The organism is Anatilimnocola floriformis (genome assembly GCF_024256385.1).
In the GTDB taxonomy this organism is placed as follows: Bacteria; Planctomycetota; Planctomycetia; order Pirellulales; family Pirellulaceae; genus Anatilimnocola; species Anatilimnocola floriformis.
Genome location: NZ_JAMLFW010000001.1, coordinates 5,854,307 through 5,876,491 on the forward strand (window position 1 = coordinate 5,854,307; position 22,185 = coordinate 5,876,491).

A 22,185-nucleotide genomic window follows, 5' to 3' on the forward strand; every position below is an offset into this window, starting at 1 on the left:
CCCGGCTGTCTCCTCGCGCGGTCCCTTTCGTGCCGCAAACGATTCGCAATCTTTCCGCACCGAATTATCCGCGGCGGGCCACACGTTTGCCGTTCGTCGAGCAGATGTCGGCGATGCGGCCGGAGGAAGTGAGGGCCACGTGGTGCCGCTGATTTCCTTCCAGGCGGTGAACGCTCACGTGATAGGAGTCGCCGTAGGCGGCGAGGTAAGGACGTTCCTCGGGCTTCTTCAGTGAGCGGAGTTTGCCCCACGAGCCATCGCCCAGATAGAGCACGCCGTTCTTGTCGTACAGACCGTCCGTCAGTGGATGCGTCCGCTTGAAGGTATGGTCGTGATGTTCGAGCACGCCGTCGACGCCGAATTTTTCGAACAGCGGGCACCAGTACTTGCGATTGTCCTTGCCGGTGTTTTCGATCGCACGGTACGACGGATACGCCGGCACGTGATTAGCCACAAAGAGATGCGGCTTGGTCTGGCGGTCGGCGAGGACCTTGGCCAGCCAATCGGTCTGTTCACCTTTGACGGGCGTAACGTGGCCGCTGTCGAGCAGCACCAGGCTGAGATAATCGGCGAAGTCGAGCACGCCATACATGCCGCTGTTAAAGATGCCATCGAACAGCGCCGTGTAGTGCGGCGCGATGGGCTTCTTGAGCGAAGGAAAAATGCCGGTGAGATTGCTCGCGCTCGTGGTCTCGTGATTGCCGATGCAACTGACCAGCGGAATCATCCGGCCCTGCGTATCTCGCATTGTCTGGCTGTAGTTCTCAAAGAACTGCTGAACCGTGGTCGGACTCTTGCCGTTGTCGTAGGCGAGGTCGCCGCCGATGAGCGCGAACTGTGGATCTTGCGCGGCCGCGAGGACATTGGTCTGCAGCGCCGACGATCCCACGCCGCAGTCGCCACCAGACACAAACTGAAACGTGCTGGTCAACTTCGCCGGCATCGTGCGAAAGCGATAACTGCGCGGCGCATCGTTGATCACAAACTGGTATTCGGTCCCCGGCAGCAGGCCAGTCAGTTCACAGCGATGAACCTTCAGTGGCGTATCGGGAAACGTCTTCGACTGCACGCGGGCGGTCAGCTTTTGTTCGCTCTTCAGCACGCCGTAATGAATGCTGCATTGCTCTTCCGGCCCGAGCCATTGAATGACCATGGTCGTCGTCGGATCACGCCACCAAGTGAGAAACAGCGATGGCGGCTGACCCGGAATGTGAGCGGCAAGTTTGACGCCCGGTTCAGCGGGCTTGGTCTCAGCAACCTTCGCCTCGGCGGTTTTAGTTTCGACCGGCTTGGTGGCATCGGCAGCGAACGCAGGCGACGGCAGGTACGCACCCAGAGACCAGGCGGCGGCAGCGCTCAGCGAGGTAGTGAGAAATTCACGGCGATCGCGCCGAGGAGAGCGTGGCATGGCGAGGGCACCTGGTGGGAACTGCAGGCTGAATTGCAATAAGCGGGCGGGATGCTGTTACGATAACCGCCCGCGAGACGGGGGGCAATCGAAATGACATTCTGTCGCTCTTGTAAGCCAACCTGAAGAAGAAATGAAGAAATCTTGCGTATGGAGTCAGTTTTGCGGGTTATTCGACCTGCTGGCTGCAAAAGGTTGTCATCGCGCTGCAACTTGAGTGCATATTCACGCCAAAGTAGTCGATAGATTACCCAGCGTGATACTTGTTCTAACAACCCTCAGATCAGCAACTTTGGATCGACCAGATCACGCTGCGACATGAGCCCAACGGGCCCACGCGCTCTGCTCCGACTGACCGCGATATTGGAGCTGCGGCTCATTCACTTCGAGATGGTACTGCCCCACTGTCTTGAAGTGCGTAGCCGCAGCTCTTTTTCGTTTCTTGGTGACTACGTTTCCGCCCGCACGCCGATCCGAACTGCTTGCGATTCGCGAGCGACTTGAAATGCCTCGGCCGTTTCCGCCAGCGGTCGCCAGGCTGCGACGAGACTGGCGAACGGAAACTTTTCTTGGTTGTGCTCGAGAAATGACATCGCGACGGCTAAGTGCCGCGGCGCGTAGTTGTGTACACCGCTGATCGTGAGTTGCCGGCGGATGATTTGTTCGGGAACGAGCGACAACGGCGGGCCGGGAAAGACCGCGCCGACCAACACGATACGGCCGCCGATCCGCAGCAACGGCCAGGCGTTCTCTAGGGCGGGCGTGGAGCCGGTGAACTCCAGCAGGATATCGAGGCCATGACCGTCGGTCAGCTCGCGAACTTTGTTTGCTAATTCATCTGGAGTAAGCGCGTGCGTCGCTCCAAATGCAATCGCTTGAGCTCGCCGCGCTTCATTCGTATCAACGCACAGCACTTCCGCTGCGCCCGCCGTGCGGCTCATCGCGCACACTGTGAGGCCGAGCATTCCCGCGCCGAGAATGCCAACCGTTCGCCCTGATAGTTCACCGGCGGCTTCGAGGGCGGCAGCGACTGTCGAAGTCGCACAACTCGCCGGGCAAGCAACTTCCAGCGGTAAATTTTCCGGCACACGGATGATCGCAGTGCCGCGCACCAGCAGGCAATGTTCGGCCAGACCACCGAGCAACTCGCGGCCCGGCCGAAAGGCTTCATGGCCATACTTCACGCTCTGCAGACATTTCTGCGGCAAGTTGCGCTGGCAATAAAAACATTCGCCGCAATTGGCAACGATGGCCCAGGTCACGCGATCGCCGATCCGCAGTTCGCGACCGGCCAGATCGATTCGCGGCGTTCCCTCACCAAACGAGATAATCTCGCCGACGATCTCATGACCGAGCACGGTTGGTACGGGAACCTTGCGATGCCCTTCATAACTGTGCAAGTCGCTGCCGCAAAGCGTGCAGCCAAGGACACGCACCAGCGTTTCACCCGATTGAAGATCCGGCAATGACAATTCGCGCAGATGAACTTCCCGCGCGGTTCCTTCGAATACGGCAGCCTGTGAATTCATGCTTCAACCTTTAGCGCTCTGGCCAGCATCGCAGGCTGCCGCGCGCGAGTGGCGAAGTACAACCAACTGCCCAAGAGAAAAAACATCGACAGCCCTGCTGCGATCCAGCTGATGGTGAAAAAGAACCCGAGGAACGAGCCTTCGACCTTGAAGAAATTCTTGCACAACAGCACGGCGACCACACCCAGATATCCGATGGCATCGGCAACATACATCAAGAATCCGAGGTTTCCTTTTTCGCGCGTCATGGCGAGAAACCGCTCGAACACCGTGGTGTGAATGGCGACATACGGCAGATACAAACCGAGCCCGATCAGCACCATGAAAGGAAAGCTGCCGAGCGAACCACTCTGCACCGCAAACAGCGCGGCGATCATGAGCGCGAGGCCTGCGCCGCAAACTCCTAGCGAGGCAAAGAATGCCGCGCGACTATCGCGAATCATCACAAGTGCGCCGTTTACGACCAGCACACCAAGGGCCACAAACATTTCCGATTGGCTGAAAATTTTGGGAACCACTTCGGTGTGTAAACCGTGCCAAAGCTCCGGCGCAAAATCACTGCGAATGCTCCGCAGGATGGAAATGAGCAGATAGATCAACACAATCGCGGTCAGACCGAACCAGTACCTGCCATACAGTCCCCAGCGCTCCGCTCGCGTCAGCGTGACGCGCTCCGAACGTTCGGCAACATCATGCCGTGTCGGTGGCGGAATGAAAGCGAGCATCAACACAAACACCAGCAACGGCCCAGCAAACACGAGCCCGGCCACCGAAGGCATCCACGCGCTCGGCACCTGCTGTTCGAGCAACCAGGAACCGACTGACTTCGTCATGCCGTCGGCGAGAATGAAACTCGTACACAAACCAGCGGCCAGCGCTTCAGTCGCGCGTCGTCCTTCTAAAAATCCCAGCACCAGGCCGAAGACCATTCCCAGCGGCAAACCGTTGAAAAAGAGGGCGATGGCATTCCACGGTTGCGGCAACAACCCAAAGAAGACGAGCGCGAGTTCGGCGATTCCCACGAGTGCGAGAATCGCCATCGCGCGTCGTTCGCGCGGCATCTCTGAAATCACTTTGATGCCGATAAACTTCGACAACATGTAGCCCAGCGTCTGGGCGATGACGAGGACCACTTTCAAGCTCAAGCCGAAGACCAGCGCTTGGTCCGGCGCGTCGGCAATCGTCGTGAACGGTTTGCGAAAACCGTACATGCAAAAATAAGTGCCGAAAGCCGCGACGACCGACCAGATGCCCCAGAACCAGGCGTTGCCCGCGGGCACGTCGCGCGCCATCTTCCTCGCATCGGTCTGTACTCCGCCATTCATACGTCGCACTATACACCCCGCCCCTGACGAGTGTGTTTAGATTTGATGAATCTCCGTTTGAGCCCTGCAAAGCAAGCGAATCGCGCGATACGATACCAGCCGCGACACTCACCGGAGGAATTCCCACCATGGACAATCATCACCCCGTCACGCGCGAAGTGCTCCACCTCTTTCACGCCCACGGCGGTTCGCGCTACGGCGGCGAAAATGTCTCGCAACTCGAGCATGCCCTGCAAGCCGCGTACTTCGCGGAACGCGACGGCGCACCATCGACACTCATCGCCGCGGCGCTGTTGCACGATGTCGGTCACCTGCTGCACGACTTGCCCGCCGATGCTCCCGATCAGGGGATTGATGACCGGCACGAAACCCTCGGCGCGCGGTGGCTCGCGAGTCGGTTTGGTCCTGCGGTATGCGAGCCGGTGAATCTGCATGTCATTGCGAAGCGTTATTTGTGCGCGATCGATCCCGCGTATTTCGGTTTGCTCAGCGCGCCGTCGATTCAAAGTTTGGCCCTGCAAGGCGGGCCGATGAACGCCGAAGAGTCTCGACAGTTCGAACAGCATCCGTTTCATCAAGAAGCGGTTCGCCTGCGTCGGTGGGATGACGCTGCCAAGGTCGAGAAGCTCGCCACGCCTTACGTTGAGCACTTTGCTGGGCACTTGGATGCCGCTGCCGCAGAAGGACACGGCGCGTGAGCAAGGTCGGTATTATCGGCGCGGGGATCGTCGGCTTGGCGCATGCCTGGTCGGCGGCGGAACGAGGCCATCACGTCACGGTGTTCGAACGAACCGCGCAGGCCAGCGGCGCGTCGATTCGCAACTTCGGCATGGTCTGGCCCATCGGTCAACCGGCGGGTGAATTGCATCAGATCGCGCTCGCGAGCGCTCAGCGCTGGCTCCGCCTCGCCGACGAAGCGAGCGTGTGGGTCAATCGCTGCGGCTCGATCCATCTCGCGCATCGCGCTGACGAATGGCAGGTGCTGCAAGAGTTTCACACGCAAGCGGCGACGCTCGGTTTTGCTTGTGAACTTCTAACTCCCAACGAAGTGCTCCAGAAAAGCCCAGCCGCCAATCCCAACGGCTTGCTCGGCGGCTTGTACAGCGCAACCGAGCTCGGCGTGAATCCGCGTGCCGTCATTCGCGAGTTGCCTGGCTGGCTGGCCTGGCAAAAGGGCGTGAACTTCGAGTTCCAAACAACCATCACGCATGTCGACAGCGAATCGCTGCGCACTGCGAACGGTCAGAGCTGGCAGTTCGACAAAATCATCATCTGTGGCGGCGCCGATTTCGCCACGCTCTTTCCCGCAGTCCTCGCCTCGGCTGGCATGAAGCAATGCAAGCTGCAAATGCTGCGAACGGTTTCACAAGCCAATAACTGGCGGATCGGCACGCACTTGGCGAGTGGTTTGACGCTGCGACACTATCACAACTTTGACGTTTGTCCGTCGCTCGAAAAACTGAAGCAACGCATCGCGCACGAAACGCCGGAGCTCGATCGCTACGGCATTCATGTGATGGCATCGCAGCTCGATGGCGGCGAAGTAATCCTCGGCGATTCGCACGAGTATGACGGCGACGTCGAACCGTTCGATAAATCGCTAATCGATGATCTGATGCTTCGCGAACTCCGCCAAATCATTCAGCTCCCTGACTGGTCGATCGCCGAACGTTGGCACGGCATTTATGCAAAGCATCCCACGCTGCCGATGTTCCAAGCCGATCCACTGCCGAACGTTCACATCTGCACCGGCACCGGCGGCGCCGGGATGACCATGTCCTTCGGCCTCGCCGAACGCAACTGGCAACGCTGGTCAAGCTAATTCTTCCCTTCTTTCAATCTGCATTCTGCCATCTGAAATCTGCAATCATGAACCTCCAAGCCGTTTTCTTCGACTGGGCCGGCACAACCGTGGATTACGGCAGCCGTGCGCCCGCTAAGGTCTTTGTCGAAATCTTCCGCCGACGCGGCGTGGAAGTGACCGTTGCCGAAGCACGCGGACCGATGGGAATGGCCAAGCGCGAACACATCGCCACGGTTCTTGCGCTGCCGCGCGTGACGAAACTGTGGACCGAAGTTCATGGGCGAGCGCCCGTCGACGGCGACGTGCAAGCAATGTACGACGAGTTCCTGCCATTGCAACTCGACACGCTCCGCGCTGGCAGCGAACTCATTCCCGGCGCCGTCGCAGCCGTCGATGCTTGCCGGCGGATGGGTCTTAAAATCGGCTCCAGCACCGGCTACACCCGTGCACTCATGGAAGCCGTCACTCCCGGCGCTGCTGCCGGCGGTTACGTGCCCGATTGTGTCTTCTGCGCCGACGACGTTCCGCAGGGCCGCCCTGCTCCGTGGTTGAATTTTCGGATCGCCGAGGAACTCAATGTTTATCCCCTCAGCCAAGTCGTCATCGTCGACGACACCCCGGTCGGCATCGCCGCGGGCCTGAACGCCGGCTGCATCACCGTCGCCGTTTCACAAAGCGGCAACGCGCTCGGCCTCTCGCTGGCTGAGGCTGAATCGCTCCCTCCTGCAGAATTAGAGTCTCGCCTCGCTGCGATCGACCGCGACTTCCGCGCCGCTGGCGCGCATCACGTCATCCGTTCGGTTGCCGATCTGCCGGAGCTTCTAGAAAAGCTAATTGCAAGCTAAGCCGTAGGGCGGACCATTGGTCCGTCGAAGAGCCGCGAGTTCACAGATTTGGCGTGGTACCCGCTTCGGGAGCGGACCGATGGTCCGTCCTACGAACTCGCTCGCCTCGGCTACAATAGCTTGGCTATGAACGACTCGCCGCTGCTCCACATTGTCCTTTATCAACCCGAAATCCCGCCGAACACGGGGAACATCGGCCGCAGTTGCGTGGCCACCGGTTGCCGATTGTGGCTCGTCGAGCCGTTGGGCTTCGACATCAGCGAGAAGGCAGTCCGCCGCGCCGGGCTCGATTACTGGTCGCTGCTCGATCTGCGCGTGGTGCCCAATTGGGAAACGCTTGCCGCGGAACTGAGCACGCAGCTCACCAGCGGCCGCGTCTGGCTTTTCACCAAGCACGCCACACAGAGCTATCTCCAGCCGCAGTATCAGCCCGGCGATGTGCTGATCTTCGGCTGCGAAACAGCTGGCCTTCCGGCGGAGATCCTGCAGCAGTTCCCCGGCAACCTCGTTCGCATTCCGATGCGGCCGCAGGTCCGCAGCTTGAACCTCGCCGTCAGCGCCGGCATCGCCATCTACGAAGCCGTTCGCCAGATCGGCGTGACGGATGAACACTTTGCGTGACAGCTGCTTTGGTGGGCCTCGCGGAGTACCTCTCGACCCACCCTACGTAAGTTGATTGCGTAGAATGGAGTCAGGAGGTTCCTCATGTTGCTCGAAGAATTCAAATGGAAACAAGAAGTCCTCGAATCGACCGAGCCGGTGCTTGTCGATTTCTGGGCCGAGTGGTGCCAGCCGTGTCGTGCGATGCACAAGACACTCGAGTCGCTCGCGCGAGATTTCAAAGTCTGCAAAGTCAACGTCGATAAAAATCAACCGCTGGCGGCGAAGTACAACATTTCGTCGATACCCGCGCTGCTGATTTTCAAAAATGGGCAAATCGCCGCTCAGCATCTGGGCGTAACGCCCGAGGCCACATTGCGAGCCGACTTGCAGCGGCTAGGCGGTTAGTTTTCAAACCTTCGCATGCTGCCATTTGCCGCCGGCGAAGCGGATGGCCATCAGCACGCTGCGAACGGCAACGTCGGTGACCATCGCCATCCACGCGCCATGCACGCCGAGGTTCCAACCCGGTATCGAAGTGTGCAAAAAAGGGAGCGGCAATTCGGCCCAGGCCAGCCACATCGCGCCCGGCACGCGAATGCAAATCAAACCGGCCAGCGTCACCATCAGCGGCCAGGTCGTGTCTCCGGCGCCGCGCAGCGAACCGCTGACAACCTGCAGCACTGCGAGAAACGGACACGACAGCGCGACGATCTTCAGCAACTGTCCAGTCATCCGCGTCATCTCGCCGGGCTCCTTCGCAAAGAAAACGGCAAGTTGCTCGCCGAAAGTGAAGAACAACAGCCCGGCCGTGCACATCACTGCCATGGCCAGACCGCTGCCGACCAGTGTGCTGCGCACCGCGCGTTCTGAGTTTTCCGCACCGAGCGATTGCCCCACCATGGTCGCCGCCGCTACGGAGAACGACAGCCCGGCCAGATACGACATGGCTTCGATCTGCACGCCCAGTCCATGCGCGGCCTGCGCCGCCGTGCCCAGGCTGCTGATAATTCGGTAATAAACGAGATGGCAAAAAATAATCACAAGCAGATCGAAGCCACCGGGCACGCCGACGCGCAGAATGCGGCGCATCAACGGCTGATCGATCTTCAGCGTTTGCAGCGAAAGTCGCACACCGCCGCGCCCGCTCAGCATGATGAGCAGCAGAGCGCTGCTGCCGGCAAGGTGTCCACACACCGTTCCCGCCGCCAGCCCCTCCCAGCCAAGCTTTGGAAAGAGCCCCCAACCAGTCACACAGCCCGTGCTAACGATCGCATTAACGAGATTCACCAGCACCCGCGCTTGCAAGCCGCTGATGGTATCGCCCGAGCCGCGCAAACAGGCCGTGCCAATCTGCTCGAACATGATGAACGGCACGGCGAGATTCAGCAGCCGCAGATACCGCGCACCAAAGCTGGCCGCATCTCCTTGCAGGCCCATCGCATTCACAAACGCCCCGCCGCCGAAGAAGATCACCAACATGGCCAGCAAAGCGAAACCAACGCCGAGAAACATCGCCTGCTGCGTCGCGAACTCCGCATCGGCCCGTTTGCCGGCGCCGACGCTGCGGGCCACAAACGCCGTTGCGCCGATGCCGATGAACGCGAAGGAACTCGGAATCAGCCAGCTGATGTAGGCCATCAAGCCCATCGCGGCGAGCGGATCTTCGCCGCCGATGAACCGCCCGGCCAACCACCAGTTGGTGTAACCGACCGCCAGATTCAGCGCTTCTTCGACCAACACCGGCAGCGCCAGCGCAACCAGCGGACGGAGCACGCCGGCAGAGGCATCGAGCGACTTTGATTCCGCGATTTTCATGGGTCTGCAGTGTAATTCAACGGCGGCATGTCGTTGTTCAGTCCCGACCGCAGATCGTGTCGCCAACGTTAGTCCCCGCTGCCCTCATTCCTCGCTGGCTGGTAAATTATCAACTGCCAACGGGACCGCTCGCGCGGTGCATCTGCTTTTCTTGCCAGTTATCTAGGAGGCCAGGACGGTGAAAAAGGACGAAATTCTTGCCAAGTTGCAATCCGGTGAAATCTCGGTCGAAGAAGCCTCGAAGCTGCTGACCGACACCGCTCCCAAACGCGGCCAACTGTATTGCAAGGTCAGCGAAAAAGGGGCCATCTCGGTCTACGGCCTGCAGCGCATGCCGGTGACGCTGTACGTCGAACAATGGACCCGCTTGCTCGATTTTTCCGACGACCTGAAGGATTTCATGAAGGAAAACGACAGCAAGCTGAAGCGCAAGGAAGCCGGGGCCGCGGAGTAGGCGGTCCAAATAAAGCGGCAATTCACGTGAACCAGCGGCGTGGTCGCCACGTCTTTGTTTGCAGGGCGGCGGTCTGCGTTTTTTGAAAGAGAAGGTCTGACAGCATGATTCGAGTCGGCATTTTGGGTGCAACGGGTTACACCGCATTGGAACTCATCAAGATTCTGCTGCGCCATCCGCAGGCCCAGATCACGGCAGTCACCAGCCGTCAGGAAGGCCGGCCGCCGATCGCATCGACCCATCCGTCGCTGACGGGCCGGCTCGATTTGCCGCTCGAGGATTTTGCGCCAGCCGCGGTCGCCGAACGCTGCGATTGCATCTTCAGCTGCTTGCCGCACGCGGCTTCGGCAGAATCGGCCAAGGCGTTGCTCGCGCTGGGCAAACGGGTGATCGACTTCAGCGCCGACTATCGACTGAATGATCCGGTCAGCTACAAGAAGTGGTACGACCACGACCATCCCGATGCGGAGCGACTGGGCAACACGGTGTATGGTCTGCCAGAACTATTTCGCAAGCAAATTCCAGATGCGAAGCTGGTCGCCAATCCGGGCTGCTATCCCACTTCGGCGATTCTGCCGCTCATGCCGTTTTTGAAGGACGGCTGGGTGGAAGCAACAGACATCATCGTTGACAGCAAGAGCGGCGTGAGTGGCGCCGGCCGCACGCCGAAGCTCGGCACGCTTTATCCGGAGTGCAACGAAAGCATCTCGGCTTATTCCGTCGGCAAGCATCGGCATCAACCCGAGATCGAACAAATTCTCGGCCGTGTCGCGACGCAGCCGCAGGTCATCTTCACGCCGCATCTCACGCCGATGGATCGCGGCATTCTCTCGGTAAGCTACAGCAAGCCGAAGCGCTCGTTCACCGAAGAAGAAGCCCTCAATCATCTGCGCGACGCTTATCGGGGTGAGCCGTTTGTCCGTGTCGTCAAGCATTTGCCGACGACGAAAGATGTGGCGCATTCCAATTTCTGCGACATCACCGCCCGCGTGACTGGCGGCCGGCTGTTGCTGATCAGCACGCTCGACAATCTGATCAAAGGCGCTTCGGGCGCCGCGGCGCAGAATTTCAACTTGATGTATGGGTTCGCCGAGACGACGGCGCTGCTTTAAAGAAGTAGCTGAATTCGCCAGAATTCAGAAGAACTGCAGCTCGACTGAATTCTGGCGAATTCAGTTACATGAGTGTGACAGCAATGGCCATTGAAGTTCCTGCCGGCTTTGTGATGAACGGCGTTGCCGCGGGCATCAAGAAAACTGGCAAAGACGATTTCACCCTGATCCACTGTCCGGGCGGCGCGACAGCGGCCGGTGTGTATACGCAGAACCTCGTGTTCGCCGCGCCGGTTGGTTTCGACCGCGCTCGCACGCCGTCGAACAACATCCGTGTGATTGCCGTCAACAGCGGCAATGCCAACGCCTGCACGGGCGAACGCGGCATGAACGATTGTAAAGAGATGGCCCGCCTGGCCTCCGTGGCCTGCGGCGAAGACGAATCGACCTCGCTCGTCATGTCGACCGGTGTGATCGGCGTCTTCCTGCCGATGGACAAGATCGCCAATGGCGCGAAGCTCGCGGCTGCAAATCTCGGCAATAGTGAAGCCTCGTTCCTCGCCGCTGCCCGCGGCATCATGACGACCGATCAATTTCACAAAGTCGTCGGCAAGACGCTCGATCTCGGCGGCCGCGCGATTCGCCTCGCTGGCATGTGCAAAGGAGCCGGCATGATCGGCCCGAACATGGCCACCATGCTCGCCATCATGCTGACCGACGCCAAGCTCACCCCCGCCGATGCACAGCGCGTGCTGAAAGCCGCGACCGACGAGAGTTTCAACTGCATCAGCGTCGAAGGGCACACTAGCACGAACGACACGCTGCTGCTCGTCGCCAGTGGCGCTGCCGGCGGCGAACCACTTAGCGGCAGCGATTTGCAAAAATTCCAAGCCGCGCTAACCGACGCCTGCATCGAGCTCGCCCAGCAAATTCCCGACGACGGCGAAGGAGCTTCGCACTTGATCTGCATCGAGATCAAGGGCGCCAAAGACCAAGCCTCCGGCCAGCAGATTGCCCGCACCGTCGCCAACAGTGCGCTCGTGAAAACCGCCGTCGCCGGCGCTGATCCCAATTGGGGCCGCATCGTTTCTGCCGCTGGTTACGCAGGCGTCCCCTTCCAGCCCGAAGGCGTCGGCCTGATTGTGAATGGCCATGAGCTCTATCGTGCCGGCGCTCCGGTAGCCTTCGATGCCAAGACGGTTTCTGCCGCGATCAAGAACAATCGCAAGACCGATATCACGCTAACGTTCACCGAAGGGACCACCACCAGCCGGTTCTGGACAAGCGACCTCAACGTCAATTATGTTCGCTTCAACGCGGATTATACGACGTGAGAACAAGTTCTGAGTTTTGAGTTGGAAGTTCTGAGACAAGAAACGAGTCTCGGGGCCGAATCTCCTGTCTCAGAACTCAAAACTTCCTAACTCAGAACTGCTCCCCCCATGCTGACCAACGCCATCGCTCTGCTTGCTCTTGTCGCGATGGAGATTGTGCTGGGGATCGACAATATCGTCTTCATCTCGGTGGTGACGAGTCGCTTGCCAGAGTCGCAGCAGCGGCAGGCTCGCAACATCGGCATGGCCCTGGCGATGATCTTTCGCATCGGCCTCTTGCTGACGATCACTTGGATCATGGCCCTCAAGGATGCGGCCTTTCACCTGCATGACCTGGGTATTCCCGCCGATTGGTTTCCACGGCACGCGCCGGGCGAAGAGTCAGAGATCGACGCAGTTTCCTGGAAAGATCTGATCCTGCTTGCTGGTGGGATTTTTCTCATTCGCAGCAGCGTGAAGGAAATCCATCACAAGGTGGAAGGAGTTCACGAAGAGGATGAAGCCGAAGCCAAGAAGGCCACGTTCAACTCGGTGATCGTTCAGATCGTCCTGCTCGATATTATCTTCTCGCTTGATTCGGTCATCACCGCCGTCGGCATGGCCGAGAACATCTGGATCATGATCACCGCCGTGATGATCGCGGTCGGTGTGATGATGGCGTTCTCGGGCTACGTCGCTCGCTTTGTCGAACGACATCCCACGGTCAAAATGCTGGCCCTCAGCTTCCTGCTTCTCATCGGCGTCATGCTCGTCGCTGAAGGGATCGGCACGCACTTCGACAAGGGCTATGTCTATTTTGCGATGGCCTTTTCATTGGGCGTGGAAGCGCTCAACTTGCGAGCAAGTGCCAAAGCGGCACGGCGGCGAGCCACGGCGATGAAGGAAGAAAAGCTTCTTAATAAGCACTAATGGCGACATCATCCCTGCCAACCGAAGTGCCTTCTCTACCCGCACCGAAGCGGCGGTGGCGATTTTCGATTCGGCAGTTGCTGCTCGCCATCGTCGTGATCGCGGTCGCACTGGTGCTGTATCGCGAAGTGCCGGACATTGTTCGCCGGCAGATTTACAACGATCCGGTGCCTCTTGTTGTTGGAGACAAAAACCTGATTCACGTACGGCAGATGCCGTACCTGCCCTCACAACATTTCGTTTATCGCGTCTATCTGCCAACCGACCGAGATTTTGAAGTCTGCGTTGGCGCACCTGGCGAAGGCGAGGCATTTCCAGTACCGAGCGCCACAATGTCGATTCCCGCACAGCCCGACCGAAAGGAGGTAAAGATCATCGGACTGACTTGCCCCGCAGATCCCGAAGGACTAACCCAAAAGTTCTTCATCGAAGCAGAAAGCTACCTCGGCCCTCATTACCGGCCGATCCAAGTCCCGCTCCAGCGTTCGCAGTCGAGTCGTATCTTTCGGAGAGTGGGGGTTCGCACGACTGAATCCTGTCCCGCCGATCAGCGTGTGGTCCTTTTAAGACTGTTCTCAAGAGACGCCGCGGACCTTAATGCTCCACTTCCAAATCTGAATGAATTCTCGGCAGGTAAGGGCTTCATCGTGTGGATTCAGCCCAAATCAAACGAGAAAAATTAACGGCGAACCTGTCACAAGACGGGCCGGTCTTGCGCAGTAGAATTGCTCGTCCTCTTATCGTTTGAACCTGCGCATTCACTCGAAAGCGATTCATGTTTCGCAGCTGTTTTTTGGCCCTGCTTCTGTACGCGGCGATTGCCGTGGGTTACTGGTTTTGGCTCGACAAGGTCTTCGATCGTCCCGGCAGTTATTGGGGCGCGGCCGGTTTGGGCTTTGTCGTTTTCTGCTGCATCGGCGCGCTGATGAATGCCTGGACAGCCTGGAAGGATTGGACGCTCGCGTCGGCCGCGCGCGGTCACTCGCCGCCGCGCGATGGCCGCTTGATGGCTGCCTGTGGCCCGATTCAGCCGGTCGGTCAGCCGCTGCTCGCGCCGTTCAGCAATGCGCCGTGCTGCTTGGTGGAATACGATCTCTCGACGCAATCGAAATCCACTTCGACTGACGACGATACGAAGACCGGTTCCGATCTGGCCGGTTTTCTGATGACGCCGTCCGAAATTCAGACCGGCGCCGGGAACATCCGGTTGCTTGGCTTTCCGATCTTGGAAGAGACCGCTTCGTACACGCTGGGAAGTTTCACGGCAGCGCGGCGGGCTCGCGACTTCGTCAGCCGCACTCAGTTCGAAGACATCAGCGGCTTGCGACTGGTGAATGTTTTCTCAGCGATTCAAGATGCCTGGGCCGATGAGGATGGGCACGTCGAAAAGAATCTGCAGTTAAAGAAGGTCAATCCGCAGGCCCTGTTTCCCGACGATCTGGAAGCGGTCTGGCAAGAGATGTATGGCGAACAGGCCGTGGAAGATCCCGGCGCGGAGATCGGCAAGATCGAAGAGGAGCTTGATGAGGAAGAAGAAGATGACGAAGACTTCGAAGATGATGATCTCGATGACAACAGCCCGCCACTGCCGTACATCCCAATTCCCACGCTGAAGGAAAATCGGATCGCACCCGGCGAGCAGGTGTGCGTGATCGGCAAGTACGACGAGATGCGCCGCGGCATTCGCCCTAGCGGCTTTGGCATGCAAGGGATGCGGCTGATTCGCGGCAGCATCGACACGCTCGAGAAGAAAGCCAGCGCCAGCCTGTGGGGAAATCTCCTCGGCGGCATCTTCTTTTTGATCGTCGCTCATGCGGCGACATACTTCGTGATGTGGGCCTATTTGCACAACAATCCGAAGCTGGTGCAGAAGCGGACGCAGGCAGCGTTCACTGCCGCCGAGAAGGGTGAAGTGCCGCCCCTGGAGGAGCTTTTCAAGCGGGGAGTCGACGTCAACCTGCGCGATGACCAAGGCCGCACGCTACTGATGTGGACCCACAATCTGGAAACCGCGGCCTGGCTGATCGAACAAAAAATCGACATCGACGCCGTCGAAAAGCACGGCAACACCGCGCTCAACTTTGCGGCAGCGCAAGGCCATCTCGATAAAGCGAAGCTGCTGATTGATTCCAAAGCGAAGTTGAACTTGCGCAATGAACAAGGCCACACGGCGCTCAACTCGGCTGATTCCTATGGCAATGCAGATATCGCGGCGTTGCTCCGCGCCGCCGGTGCAGAGGACGATGTCATCACCGAGAAAACGGGCGAGCCGATCGCCGCTGATGGTCCACAGGCAGCCGTGGTGAAGAAATATGTGCAAGCCATTTTCGACAAGGATGCGGCCGCCCTCGCGGCCACGCAAGTCAAAGCGGCCGACTACGCCATCGAAGACCAATGGTGGAAAGGTTGGCAGGACAACGTCTTCACACCATTCGAAAAAGTGGAAGGCTTTGCGCGAGGCGACTCTGCCGTGGTAACGGTCTATGGCAAAGCAACGAAGTTCGATAACGCACCGGCCAAGATCACTTTTCAGCTGCGACGAAGCGGCAATGAATGGAAAGTGGCCGATAAACGATTGGATATCAACTAGTCCCGGCTTGCTATAATCCTCCGCATCTCCCGTACTCCTCATCTCCCACACGTGCCCCGCCATGCGCAATACCTGGAACTTCTACTCCGCCGGTCAACTCATCTTCGGCAATGGCGCTGTGCAGCAACTAGGTCGCCGTTGCCTCGAGCGTGGTTGGCAGCGAGCGGTGGTGGTGACAGATCAGAATCTGGTGAAGGCCGGCATCGTCGCGCGCGTCGAAGAGTCGCTCCAGCAATCAAACATTGCCACCAGTGTCTTTGCCGCAGGAGAACCTGAGCCGAGCGTCGCGCTGACGATTCGGGCGGCGGAACACGCTGCTGATTTTCAACCGCAGGTGATGATCGGCCTCGGTGGCGGCAGCAATATTGATCTGGCCAAGTTCGTTGCTGTGTTGCTGAAGCACGGCGGAAAACCGGGCGAGTACAACCCGTCGCAGTTCTTCAGCTTCAACAACGTGCCGGGCCCGGTGATGCCGATCATCGGCATTCCCACGACAGCGGGGACCGGCAGCGAGGTCTCGCACGCGACCGTACTGACCGATACGCAGAACCACATCAAGGTCAGCACGCTAAGCAATTACCTGCGCCCGGCGCTGGCGCTGGTCGATCCCGAACTCACTTACACCTGCCCATCGAAGGTTACAGCAGACAGCGGCATCGATGCGCTGACGCACGCCATCGAAGCGATGACCGCGATCGACTTCACGCAACTGCCAATCCCGCCCGAAGAAGATGTCGCCTACAGCGGCTCGCATCCACTGGGCGATTCACTTGCTGAGAAAGCCATCGAACTGGTCGGCAAGCATCTCGTCGCCGCCGTCACCGATGGCTCGAACAAAGTCGCTCGCGAGGGAATGGCGCTCGCTTCGACGCTTGCCGGCCTGGCGTTTTCCAACTGCGCGGTGGCTCTCGTGCATGCGCTCGAATATCCGCTCGGCGCCGTGCTGCACTGCTCGCACGGAGCAGGGAACGGCCTGCTGCTGCCGTATGTCATGCGGTTCAACCTCTCCGCCAGACCGGCAGCGTTTGCCAAGATCGCATATCTGCTTGGCGAAGACACTCGCGGCTGCAGCGAACTCGAAGCCGCCGAGCGCTCGATTGTCGCGGTCGAACGGCTCCGCCAAAAAATCGGCATCCCGCAGCGCATCCGCGAACTCGGCGGCACGCGCGAACAGTTGCCAGCGTTCGCCGCGAAAGCGTATGCAATTAAGCGCCTGCGCGATGTGAATCCGCGAGTGCCGACGGAAGCGGATTTGTTGGCGATTTTGGAAGCAGCCTATTGATGTATTTACCTCGGCGCAATCAGCGACGGCGCGCTGGCCGACGTTAGCGGCTTAAACGCCCAATACGTCTGGCCGTCGAGTTCTTTCATGTTGAGCCAAGTGCGGCGCTCGGGTGGCAGCGAAGTGAGAAGCAGGTGCAGATCGCGGAGAACCGGATCGCTCGCGCCGTAGTACGAATGGCCCCAAGGGCCGCCGTCGATGTTCGAGACGTCGATCGTCACCACGCCGGGCACCAGCACCAAGCCTTCGCTGGTATCTCCCGCGCGGGCGTTGCGGTGAATGAGTCGCGACGCGGCGAGCGCCCGATCGTGCGCCGAGGCGTAGAGCGTGACTTGCTTGGCGGTGCGCTGAATGGCCGGCGCGATGTTGTCGCGGAAGTCATCGGCGTCGATATCGGGCGCTGCGAGCACCACCTGGTTGAAGAGGCGGGCTTCGTTGCGCAGTTGCAAATCGATTTCGCGAAGGGCGGTGGTCAGAGCGCGATTGCCCATGCTGTGAGCCACCAGGTTAATGGCGCGAGCATCGGTGTTGTGAACCAGGTCGAGCAGAAACTCGCGCAGGTGAGGCGCGGACCAGCTCACGCTGGTTTCATCTTTGCCGTAGGTCAGCAGGAAATATTTATCCGCCGGCCAGCTGAAGAAAACCGGCGCGCCTTGCAACTTCAAATCATTGGCCATCTGCGCGGTGCGGCGGGCAGCATCGTCGAACGACACATTAAAGCCGTGCACAAAGACGAGGAGCTCGCGATTTGGCGAACTGGCAACCTGCTCGCGCAGCTGCTCGTAAAACGCATCGTTGTGCAGGCGAACCGTCTTCCGTAGCGTGATGTGTTCGGCTGGATTGAATTCAAATTCGAGTCGCGTAATCAACGGCGTTTCGAGCGCGCCGGGTTCGTGCGTTTTGGGAATCGACACTTCGCAGATTCCCAGTTCGACTTTGCCGCGCACGCTTTTGTCGGCAGAGTAGCTCGGCTCTTCCTGGGCAGCCAACTGGGCGATCTCGATCGTTTCCGAAATGCCATGCCAAACGGCGAGCACGCTGCAAACCAGCATCGTGCCCGTGCCCAGGATCCAACTGATCTTGCGCGAAGTGAGCAACACGAAGACGCCAAAGACCGACAGACCAATCAGAACGGCAGCTGGAGTGAAGCGGATCAACCGCATGAGCAGCGTGTCGCGATTGACATGCTCTGCCAATCGATCAGTGCCGTAAAACACGCGGACCACATCGAACGGATCGTTACTACTGGTCGCTGGCACCAGGGCAGTGGTTTTTTGCGGCGCGTCGCTGGGAGGCTGAGCAATTGGTTCAGCGGCCGTTGGTTCTACGGCGGGCGCGGGGACCTCGGGAACTGGTTGAAACGTGGGTGGCTCGAAGCTCGGCGGCGCGGCAGGAGTTTCCGCCGGCTCGACTGCGTCTGGTGTTGCCGCTGGAATACCAGCGGCGATCGGCGCAGGTTCGAACGTGGGCGGATCAAAGACCGGCACGGACGGGATCTCGATCGGGCCTGATGGCGGATTCGCTGCCACCGCGCCTTCGCTCGGGGCATTTACTTCGGGCGCGCTCGCAGGTGGATCCTGTTTCGCGCCGAGCTCCATCATCCGCGGTGGCGACTGCGGTTGCGGGGCCGGGCCGTAAGCGGACGGATCGTAGTCCGACGCCCGCGCACTGCCGCCACTTGGACTTTCCTCAGCGGCCGCGAGCTTTTGCTTTGCTGACCATTCGGCATGCGCTTGCGGATGAGTGGGGACGCGCGGTGGTCGCGAGGCGGCTTTGTTGGTGATCTTTGGCAACGGCTTCGGGAGCGCTGCCACCGACTGCGGAGCTTCCGCCGTGGGAGCCGCAGATGGTTGCTCATTGGTCGTCGTCGATGGCGCGAACGGCACGGCAGCAGGCGCTGGTGCGATGTGCGTTTCCAGCGGCGCTGACGGCAATAGATTGTCGGAAGTGGGTGCCGCCAGGTTCGGCGACCGAGTGGGCAAACCGCTCGATGCAGTTGTCGGAGGTCCCCATGCTGGTGACGCACCAGGAGCGTTCAAACGTAACGGATTACCCGTGCTAGGCGCAGCGATGCTGCTTGGCGCGGGCACCGCGATCGGCGGCGCTTGAGGCTCGCTCGCGCGCAGTGGATTTTCGTCGCTGGGTACTGCGGCAACTGGAGCTGTTGCCGGAGGAGCAGGACTCGCCGGCTCGAACTGCGGCGACGTGAACGCGGGCGGAGCGAACTCGGTGGCCAGGGGTTGTTCGGTCGGCAACGGCGGTGGCGGCGGGTTCGCGGGGAACAGCGGCGGCACGGCAGCGGGCGCGGGAGGGCTAGGGTTCGTCGTTGGTGGCCAGAGAGGCAGATGATCCGTCTCGGCTGGATTGACTACGGCCTGCGATGCAGGCCGCTGCGCGAGATGGTTCGGCACGAGTTGCGTGGGAACTAGTTCGGTCTTCTCGCCGCCGACGAATGACGCAGGCGCGGTCGATTGCGGGCTGGAGAGTGCGACGGAATCGGTTGGTTCCGCGCTGCAGCCGGCGAGTGCGATGAGCGCGCAGCTCACCGTCAAAAGTATCGCGCAGTGCGCAGGGATTTTTTTCAGATAGTGCATGGCGGCTGCCTCGCTTCCTTGCTAGCAGTGCGCGCGAATCGTCCAACAATTAGAAGCCCGAGAGCCTCCTCTTATCGGCTGTCGGCGGTTGGCGAACCGCCGCATGAGAATCGTTGGCCGAAAAGGGCAAAATCAGGCCGCTCGACCCAAAGGAGCAAGCCTGGTCCGTCGTTTTGACAGCCAGCCCTCGCCGAGCACGGTCAGCGCGATGCGATCTTCGAGATTCGGGCGGAAGATCGTGAGGAGCATCAGCGGCATGAACCAAGCGATGTAAGTGCCGCCACCATAGCCATGCCAGAACTGAACCGCGAGCATCATGGCAGCCGAACAGCTGAGTAGCGTGCCGAGGTTTTTCTGAGCAGGCCAAAGTGCGAATAGTGCGCTGATGCAGATTGAGACAGCGATACAAGGCAACCGCCAAATCGGATCCCAACCGAACGTCTGCCCCCAAATACCACGGAGCTTCTCAGCGTCCATGTTGGGCATAAAGAGACCAAACATCTGGCGGATCTTCGACCAGAACGACGCCATGTCTTCCGACACAAAGGCCAGCGAGATGGCAGTAATGGCAATCGCGCCGAGCAACCCGGCGAGAAAACGAAACACGCCGCGCTGCCAATAAAAACTAATCCACAGCGGCAGCAAAAAGATCGGGTAATAAACAACGCCGACGCTGAGCCCGACGAAGATCCCCGCAATCGCAGGCCGCCGATAAAACACGACAGCCCAGAGCATGAGTGCGCTGGGCAACACGTGATCGACGTGGCCGGTCATTTGCGCGGTGTACGGCAGCATCAGATACATCGCCGCGGCGCCGATGCCGAGCTTGATGTTGTCGAAATGCCAGAGCCCGACAATCACCAGGGCAATCACCACCGCTAGATGCGAGATAATCGCCATCGTCTTTGCTGCCGGCGCAAACGCCAGACGCGGATCACTCTTGGCAATGCCGCCAGCGGGCAACGTGGGAATCGACGGTAGCAAATGCAGGAAATAGTAACCCGGGCCAAGATAGGTGTACTTGGTCGTGCCATCGTCGCGCTTCTGCATGAGCGCTGCGGCACCTTGCGGGCCACTTAAATCATCGGTGCTGACTTCTGAGGCGAGGACATTGGCCATCAGGAAGACCAACAGCGCACAGCCGATGAAGAGCAATCCGCCGTTGGAAAGATTCGGTTCCAAAAGCGGCCGGCGAACCATCGTGGGATCACACAGCAGGCGAATGAGGAGCAGCAGTGAAACGCTGAGCAACCAGACATAGCCGAAATTCATCACGCTGACGGCTTTCTCGGGCGAAAGCTTCGGCATGCTGGCAAGAAGTTCCTCGCGAGGTGGCTGCAGGTTGGTATTCGCGACGGGAATCGGTTTTACTTTAGGTTCTTCCGGCTTGGCTGGCTCGGTGATCGGCGCGCCATCAGGAGTGGCAGCCGTGGACGGATTGTCGGCTGGCACTTGCACATTGCCATCGGTGGCCGAACTGTCGTTGACCGGCGGCACAGGTTCGATGGCTGGTTCTGCCGGAGTAACCGCTGGTGCTGCCGCAGCCACTGCGGGTTTGCGTGACAGTTGCTCGCCGTAATAGACAAACAGCAGACCAGGCGCCAGCAGAATGACCAGGCAGAGATCCAAGTTCCGCACGCTCCAGAAGCGGTTGAACTTGAAGTACAGCCCGATGATCAGCAACGACGCCAGGTATGCCCAGGTCGTCGGCGCGACTTTCTGATATTGAAAGAGGATTTCACTCATTCCGGCTGATTGCAATTCAAGTGTGTGACGCCATCCGCCGGCTGCGCTGCAACCTTACCGAGGGCGTCTCGAACGTGCCAATGCCTGCGTGCTCGCGGTGCGATCTTCGCAGGCCGCCAGTAGAGAGGAGGTCTACTTAGCGGGAAATTGACGGCCGCTAACCTGCGCATTCCCGCGAAAGTAAATGTCTAGCGTAAGTATTTTCAGTTTCATTGCAAGGTCTAATCGGGCGATTGGCTGCGGATTGCCAGCCGCCAGTCGAAGTCGTAAGCTCTTATAGGCTTATTCTTTACATCGTCGATCGCGGTGATATCGACAGCCGCCCCACCGCCAGAAAGAGCGTTCCCGATGGCCGACTCCGTTTTTTCGCGAATTTGCACCCTGCTCGATGGCCGGCAGATCACTTACGGCGTGCTGCGACACGCTCCGGTATTCACCAGCGAAGAAGCTGCGGCCATCCGCGGCGTGCCGCTGGCCAGCGGCGCGAAGGCGCTGGTCTGCAAAATCGACGAGTGGTTTGTCCTCATCGTCCTTCCCGCCGACCGCAAACTGGCGAGCAAGGAAGCCAAGAAATCGCTCGGCGGAAAATCGCTACGCTTTGCGACCAAAGAAGAAGTGCTGGAAATAATCGGCCTCACGCCCGGCTCCATCCCACCGTTCGGCAGTTTGTTCAACCTGCCAACCTGCTGCGATCGCGGGCTGGCCGAGCAGCCGCAGATCAACTTCAACGCCGGCGATCATGGCATTTCGGTTTCGATGACCTTCGCCGCGTACGAGCAGGTAGAGCAGCCGACGCTAGGAAGTTTTGCGGAATAGCGGGCTGCGGATGCTATGCTTGAGTTACTTCAGGGGCTGCAGCTGGCATTGTGAATCGTCGTGAAACTACTCTTCTATT

At 59.5% G+C, this 22,185-nt stretch carries 19 protein-coding genes; 13 read left to right on the forward strand and 6 right to left on the reverse strand.

Translation table 11 applies throughout. The annotated features are described in order from the left end of the window. Positions 1–64 precede the first annotated feature (64 nt). From M9Q49_RS23235 to M9Q49_RS23245, 3 genes are all read right to left on the reverse strand, one after another. Entirely contained in the window at positions 65–1,408 is a 1,344-nt protein-coding gene (locus tag M9Q49_RS23235; protein WP_254511329.1) for a purple acid phosphatase family protein, read from the reverse strand. Between the two features lie 449 nt (positions 1,409–1,857). Further along, positions 1,858–2,937 (reverse strand): zinc-binding dehydrogenase, encoded by a 1,080-nt coding sequence (locus M9Q49_RS23240; protein WP_254511331.1) that lies wholly within the window; start codon positions 2,935–2,937, stop codon positions 1,858–1,860. Beyond that, entirely contained in the window at positions 2,934–4,229 is a 1,296-nt protein-coding gene (locus M9Q49_RS23245) for a DUF5690 family protein (RefSeq protein WP_254511332.1), read from the reverse strand. Before M9Q49_RS23245 ends, M9Q49_RS23240 begins: the two co-directional genes overlap by 4 nt. Before the next feature lie 161 nt (positions 4,230–4,390). On the opposite strand from M9Q49_RS23245, the gene M9Q49_RS23250 reads away from it, so the two are divergent. The 5 genes from M9Q49_RS23250 to trxA all read left to right on the forward strand — a co-directional run bounded on the left by M9Q49_RS23250 (position 4,391) and on the right by trxA (position 7,919). Beyond that, a complete protein-coding gene (locus M9Q49_RS23250) occupies positions 4,391–4,960 on the forward strand; it encodes a phosphonate degradation HD-domain oxygenase (RefSeq protein WP_254511334.1) in 570 nt (189 codons plus the stop codon). Further along, entirely contained in the window at positions 4,957–6,084 is a 1,128-nt protein-coding gene (locus tag M9Q49_RS23255) for a TIGR03364 family FAD-dependent oxidoreductase (RefSeq protein WP_254511336.1), read from the forward strand. The genes M9Q49_RS23250 and M9Q49_RS23255 overlap by 4 nt, the downstream gene beginning before the upstream one ends. A gap of 47 nt (positions 6,085–6,131) precedes the next feature. After that, positions 6,132–6,911, forward strand: a complete 780-nt coding sequence (gene phnX / locus M9Q49_RS23260) for a phosphonoacetaldehyde hydrolase (protein ID WP_254511338.1) — start codon at positions 6,132–6,134, stop codon at positions 6,909–6,911. Positions 6,912–6,959: 48 nt separating this feature from the next. After that, on the forward strand, positions 6,960–7,532 hold the full coding sequence (locus M9Q49_RS23265) for a tRNA (cytidine(34)-2'-O)-methyltransferase (RefSeq protein WP_254511340.1): 573 nt from the start codon (positions 6,960–6,962) through the stop codon (positions 7,530–7,532). An 84-nt stretch (positions 7,533–7,616) separates the two neighbouring features. Beyond that, positions 7,617–7,919 carry a thioredoxin gene (gene trxA, locus M9Q49_RS23270; RefSeq protein ID WP_254511342.1) on the forward strand — a complete coding sequence of 101 codons (303 nt, stop codon included), beginning with the start codon at positions 7,617–7,619 and terminating at the stop codon, positions 7,917–7,919. Positions 7,920–7,922: 3 nt separating this feature from the next. On the opposite strand, the gene M9Q49_RS23275 is transcribed toward trxA, so the two are convergent. Further along, positions 7,923–9,329 (reverse strand): MATE family efflux transporter, encoded by a 1,407-nt coding sequence (locus M9Q49_RS23275; protein ID WP_254511344.1) that lies wholly within the window; start codon positions 9,327–9,329, stop codon positions 7,923–7,925. A gap of 178 nt (positions 9,330–9,507) precedes the next feature. On the opposite strand from M9Q49_RS23275, the gene M9Q49_RS23280 reads away from it, so the two are divergent. The 7 genes from M9Q49_RS23280 (at position 9,508) to M9Q49_RS23310 (ending at position 16,950) form a co-directional block, all read left to right on the forward strand. Beyond that, positions 9,508–9,783 carry a DUF2089 domain-containing protein gene (locus M9Q49_RS23280; RefSeq protein WP_254511345.1) on the forward strand — a complete coding sequence of 92 codons (276 nt, stop codon included), beginning with the start codon at positions 9,508–9,510 and terminating at the stop codon, positions 9,781–9,783. Between the two features lie 104 nt (positions 9,784–9,887). After that, positions 9,888–10,895, forward strand: a complete 1,008-nt coding sequence (gene argC, locus M9Q49_RS23285; protein ID WP_254511346.1) for an N-acetyl-gamma-glutamyl-phosphate reductase — start codon at positions 9,888–9,890, stop codon at positions 10,893–10,895. An 83-nt stretch (positions 10,896–10,978) separates the two neighbouring features. After that, positions 10,979–12,169 carry a bifunctional glutamate N-acetyltransferase/amino-acid acetyltransferase ArgJ gene (gene argJ / locus M9Q49_RS23290; RefSeq protein ID WP_254511347.1) on the forward strand — a complete coding sequence of 397 codons (1,191 nt, stop codon included), beginning with the start codon at positions 10,979–10,981 and terminating at the stop codon, positions 12,167–12,169. Between the two features lie 108 nt (positions 12,170–12,277). After that, positions 12,278–13,078, forward strand: a complete 801-nt coding sequence (locus tag M9Q49_RS23295; protein WP_254511348.1) for a TerC family protein — start codon at positions 12,278–12,280, stop codon at positions 13,076–13,078. A gap of 77 nt (positions 13,079–13,155) precedes the next feature. Further along, a complete protein-coding gene (locus M9Q49_RS23300) occupies positions 13,156–13,761 on the forward strand; it encodes a hypothetical protein (protein ID WP_254511349.1) in 606 nt (201 codons plus the stop codon). Positions 13,762–13,853: 92 nt separating this feature from the next. Then, on the forward strand, positions 13,854–15,668 hold the full coding sequence (locus M9Q49_RS23305) for an ankyrin repeat domain-containing protein (RefSeq protein ID WP_254511350.1): 1,815 nt from the start codon (positions 13,854–13,856) through the stop codon (positions 15,666–15,668). Positions 15,669–15,729: 61 nt separating this feature from the next. Further along, positions 15,730–16,950 carry an iron-containing alcohol dehydrogenase gene (locus M9Q49_RS23310; protein ID WP_254511351.1) on the forward strand — a complete coding sequence of 407 codons (1,221 nt, stop codon included), beginning with the start codon at positions 15,730–15,732 and terminating at the stop codon, positions 16,948–16,950. A gap of 5 nt (positions 16,951–16,955) precedes the next feature. Here M9Q49_RS23310 and M9Q49_RS23315 read toward each other — a convergent pair whose 3' ends face one another. Together M9Q49_RS23315 and M9Q49_RS23320 are read right to left on the reverse strand one after the other, a co-directional pair. After that, entirely contained in the window at positions 16,956–19,544 is a 2,589-nt protein-coding gene (locus M9Q49_RS23315) for an alpha/beta hydrolase (protein WP_254511352.1), read from the reverse strand. Positions 19,545–19,676: 132 nt separating this feature from the next. Further along, entirely contained in the window at positions 19,677–21,290 is a 1,614-nt protein-coding gene (locus M9Q49_RS23320) for a hypothetical protein (protein ID WP_254511354.1), read from the reverse strand. A 348-nt stretch (positions 21,291–21,638) separates the two neighbouring features. On the opposite strand from M9Q49_RS23320, the gene M9Q49_RS23325 reads away from it, so the two are divergent. Then, positions 21,639–22,106 carry a YbaK/EbsC family protein gene (locus tag M9Q49_RS23325; protein WP_254511355.1) on the forward strand — a complete coding sequence of 156 codons (468 nt, stop codon included), beginning with the start codon at positions 21,639–21,641 and terminating at the stop codon, positions 22,104–22,106. Positions 22,107–22,185: the final 79 nt, after the last annotated feature.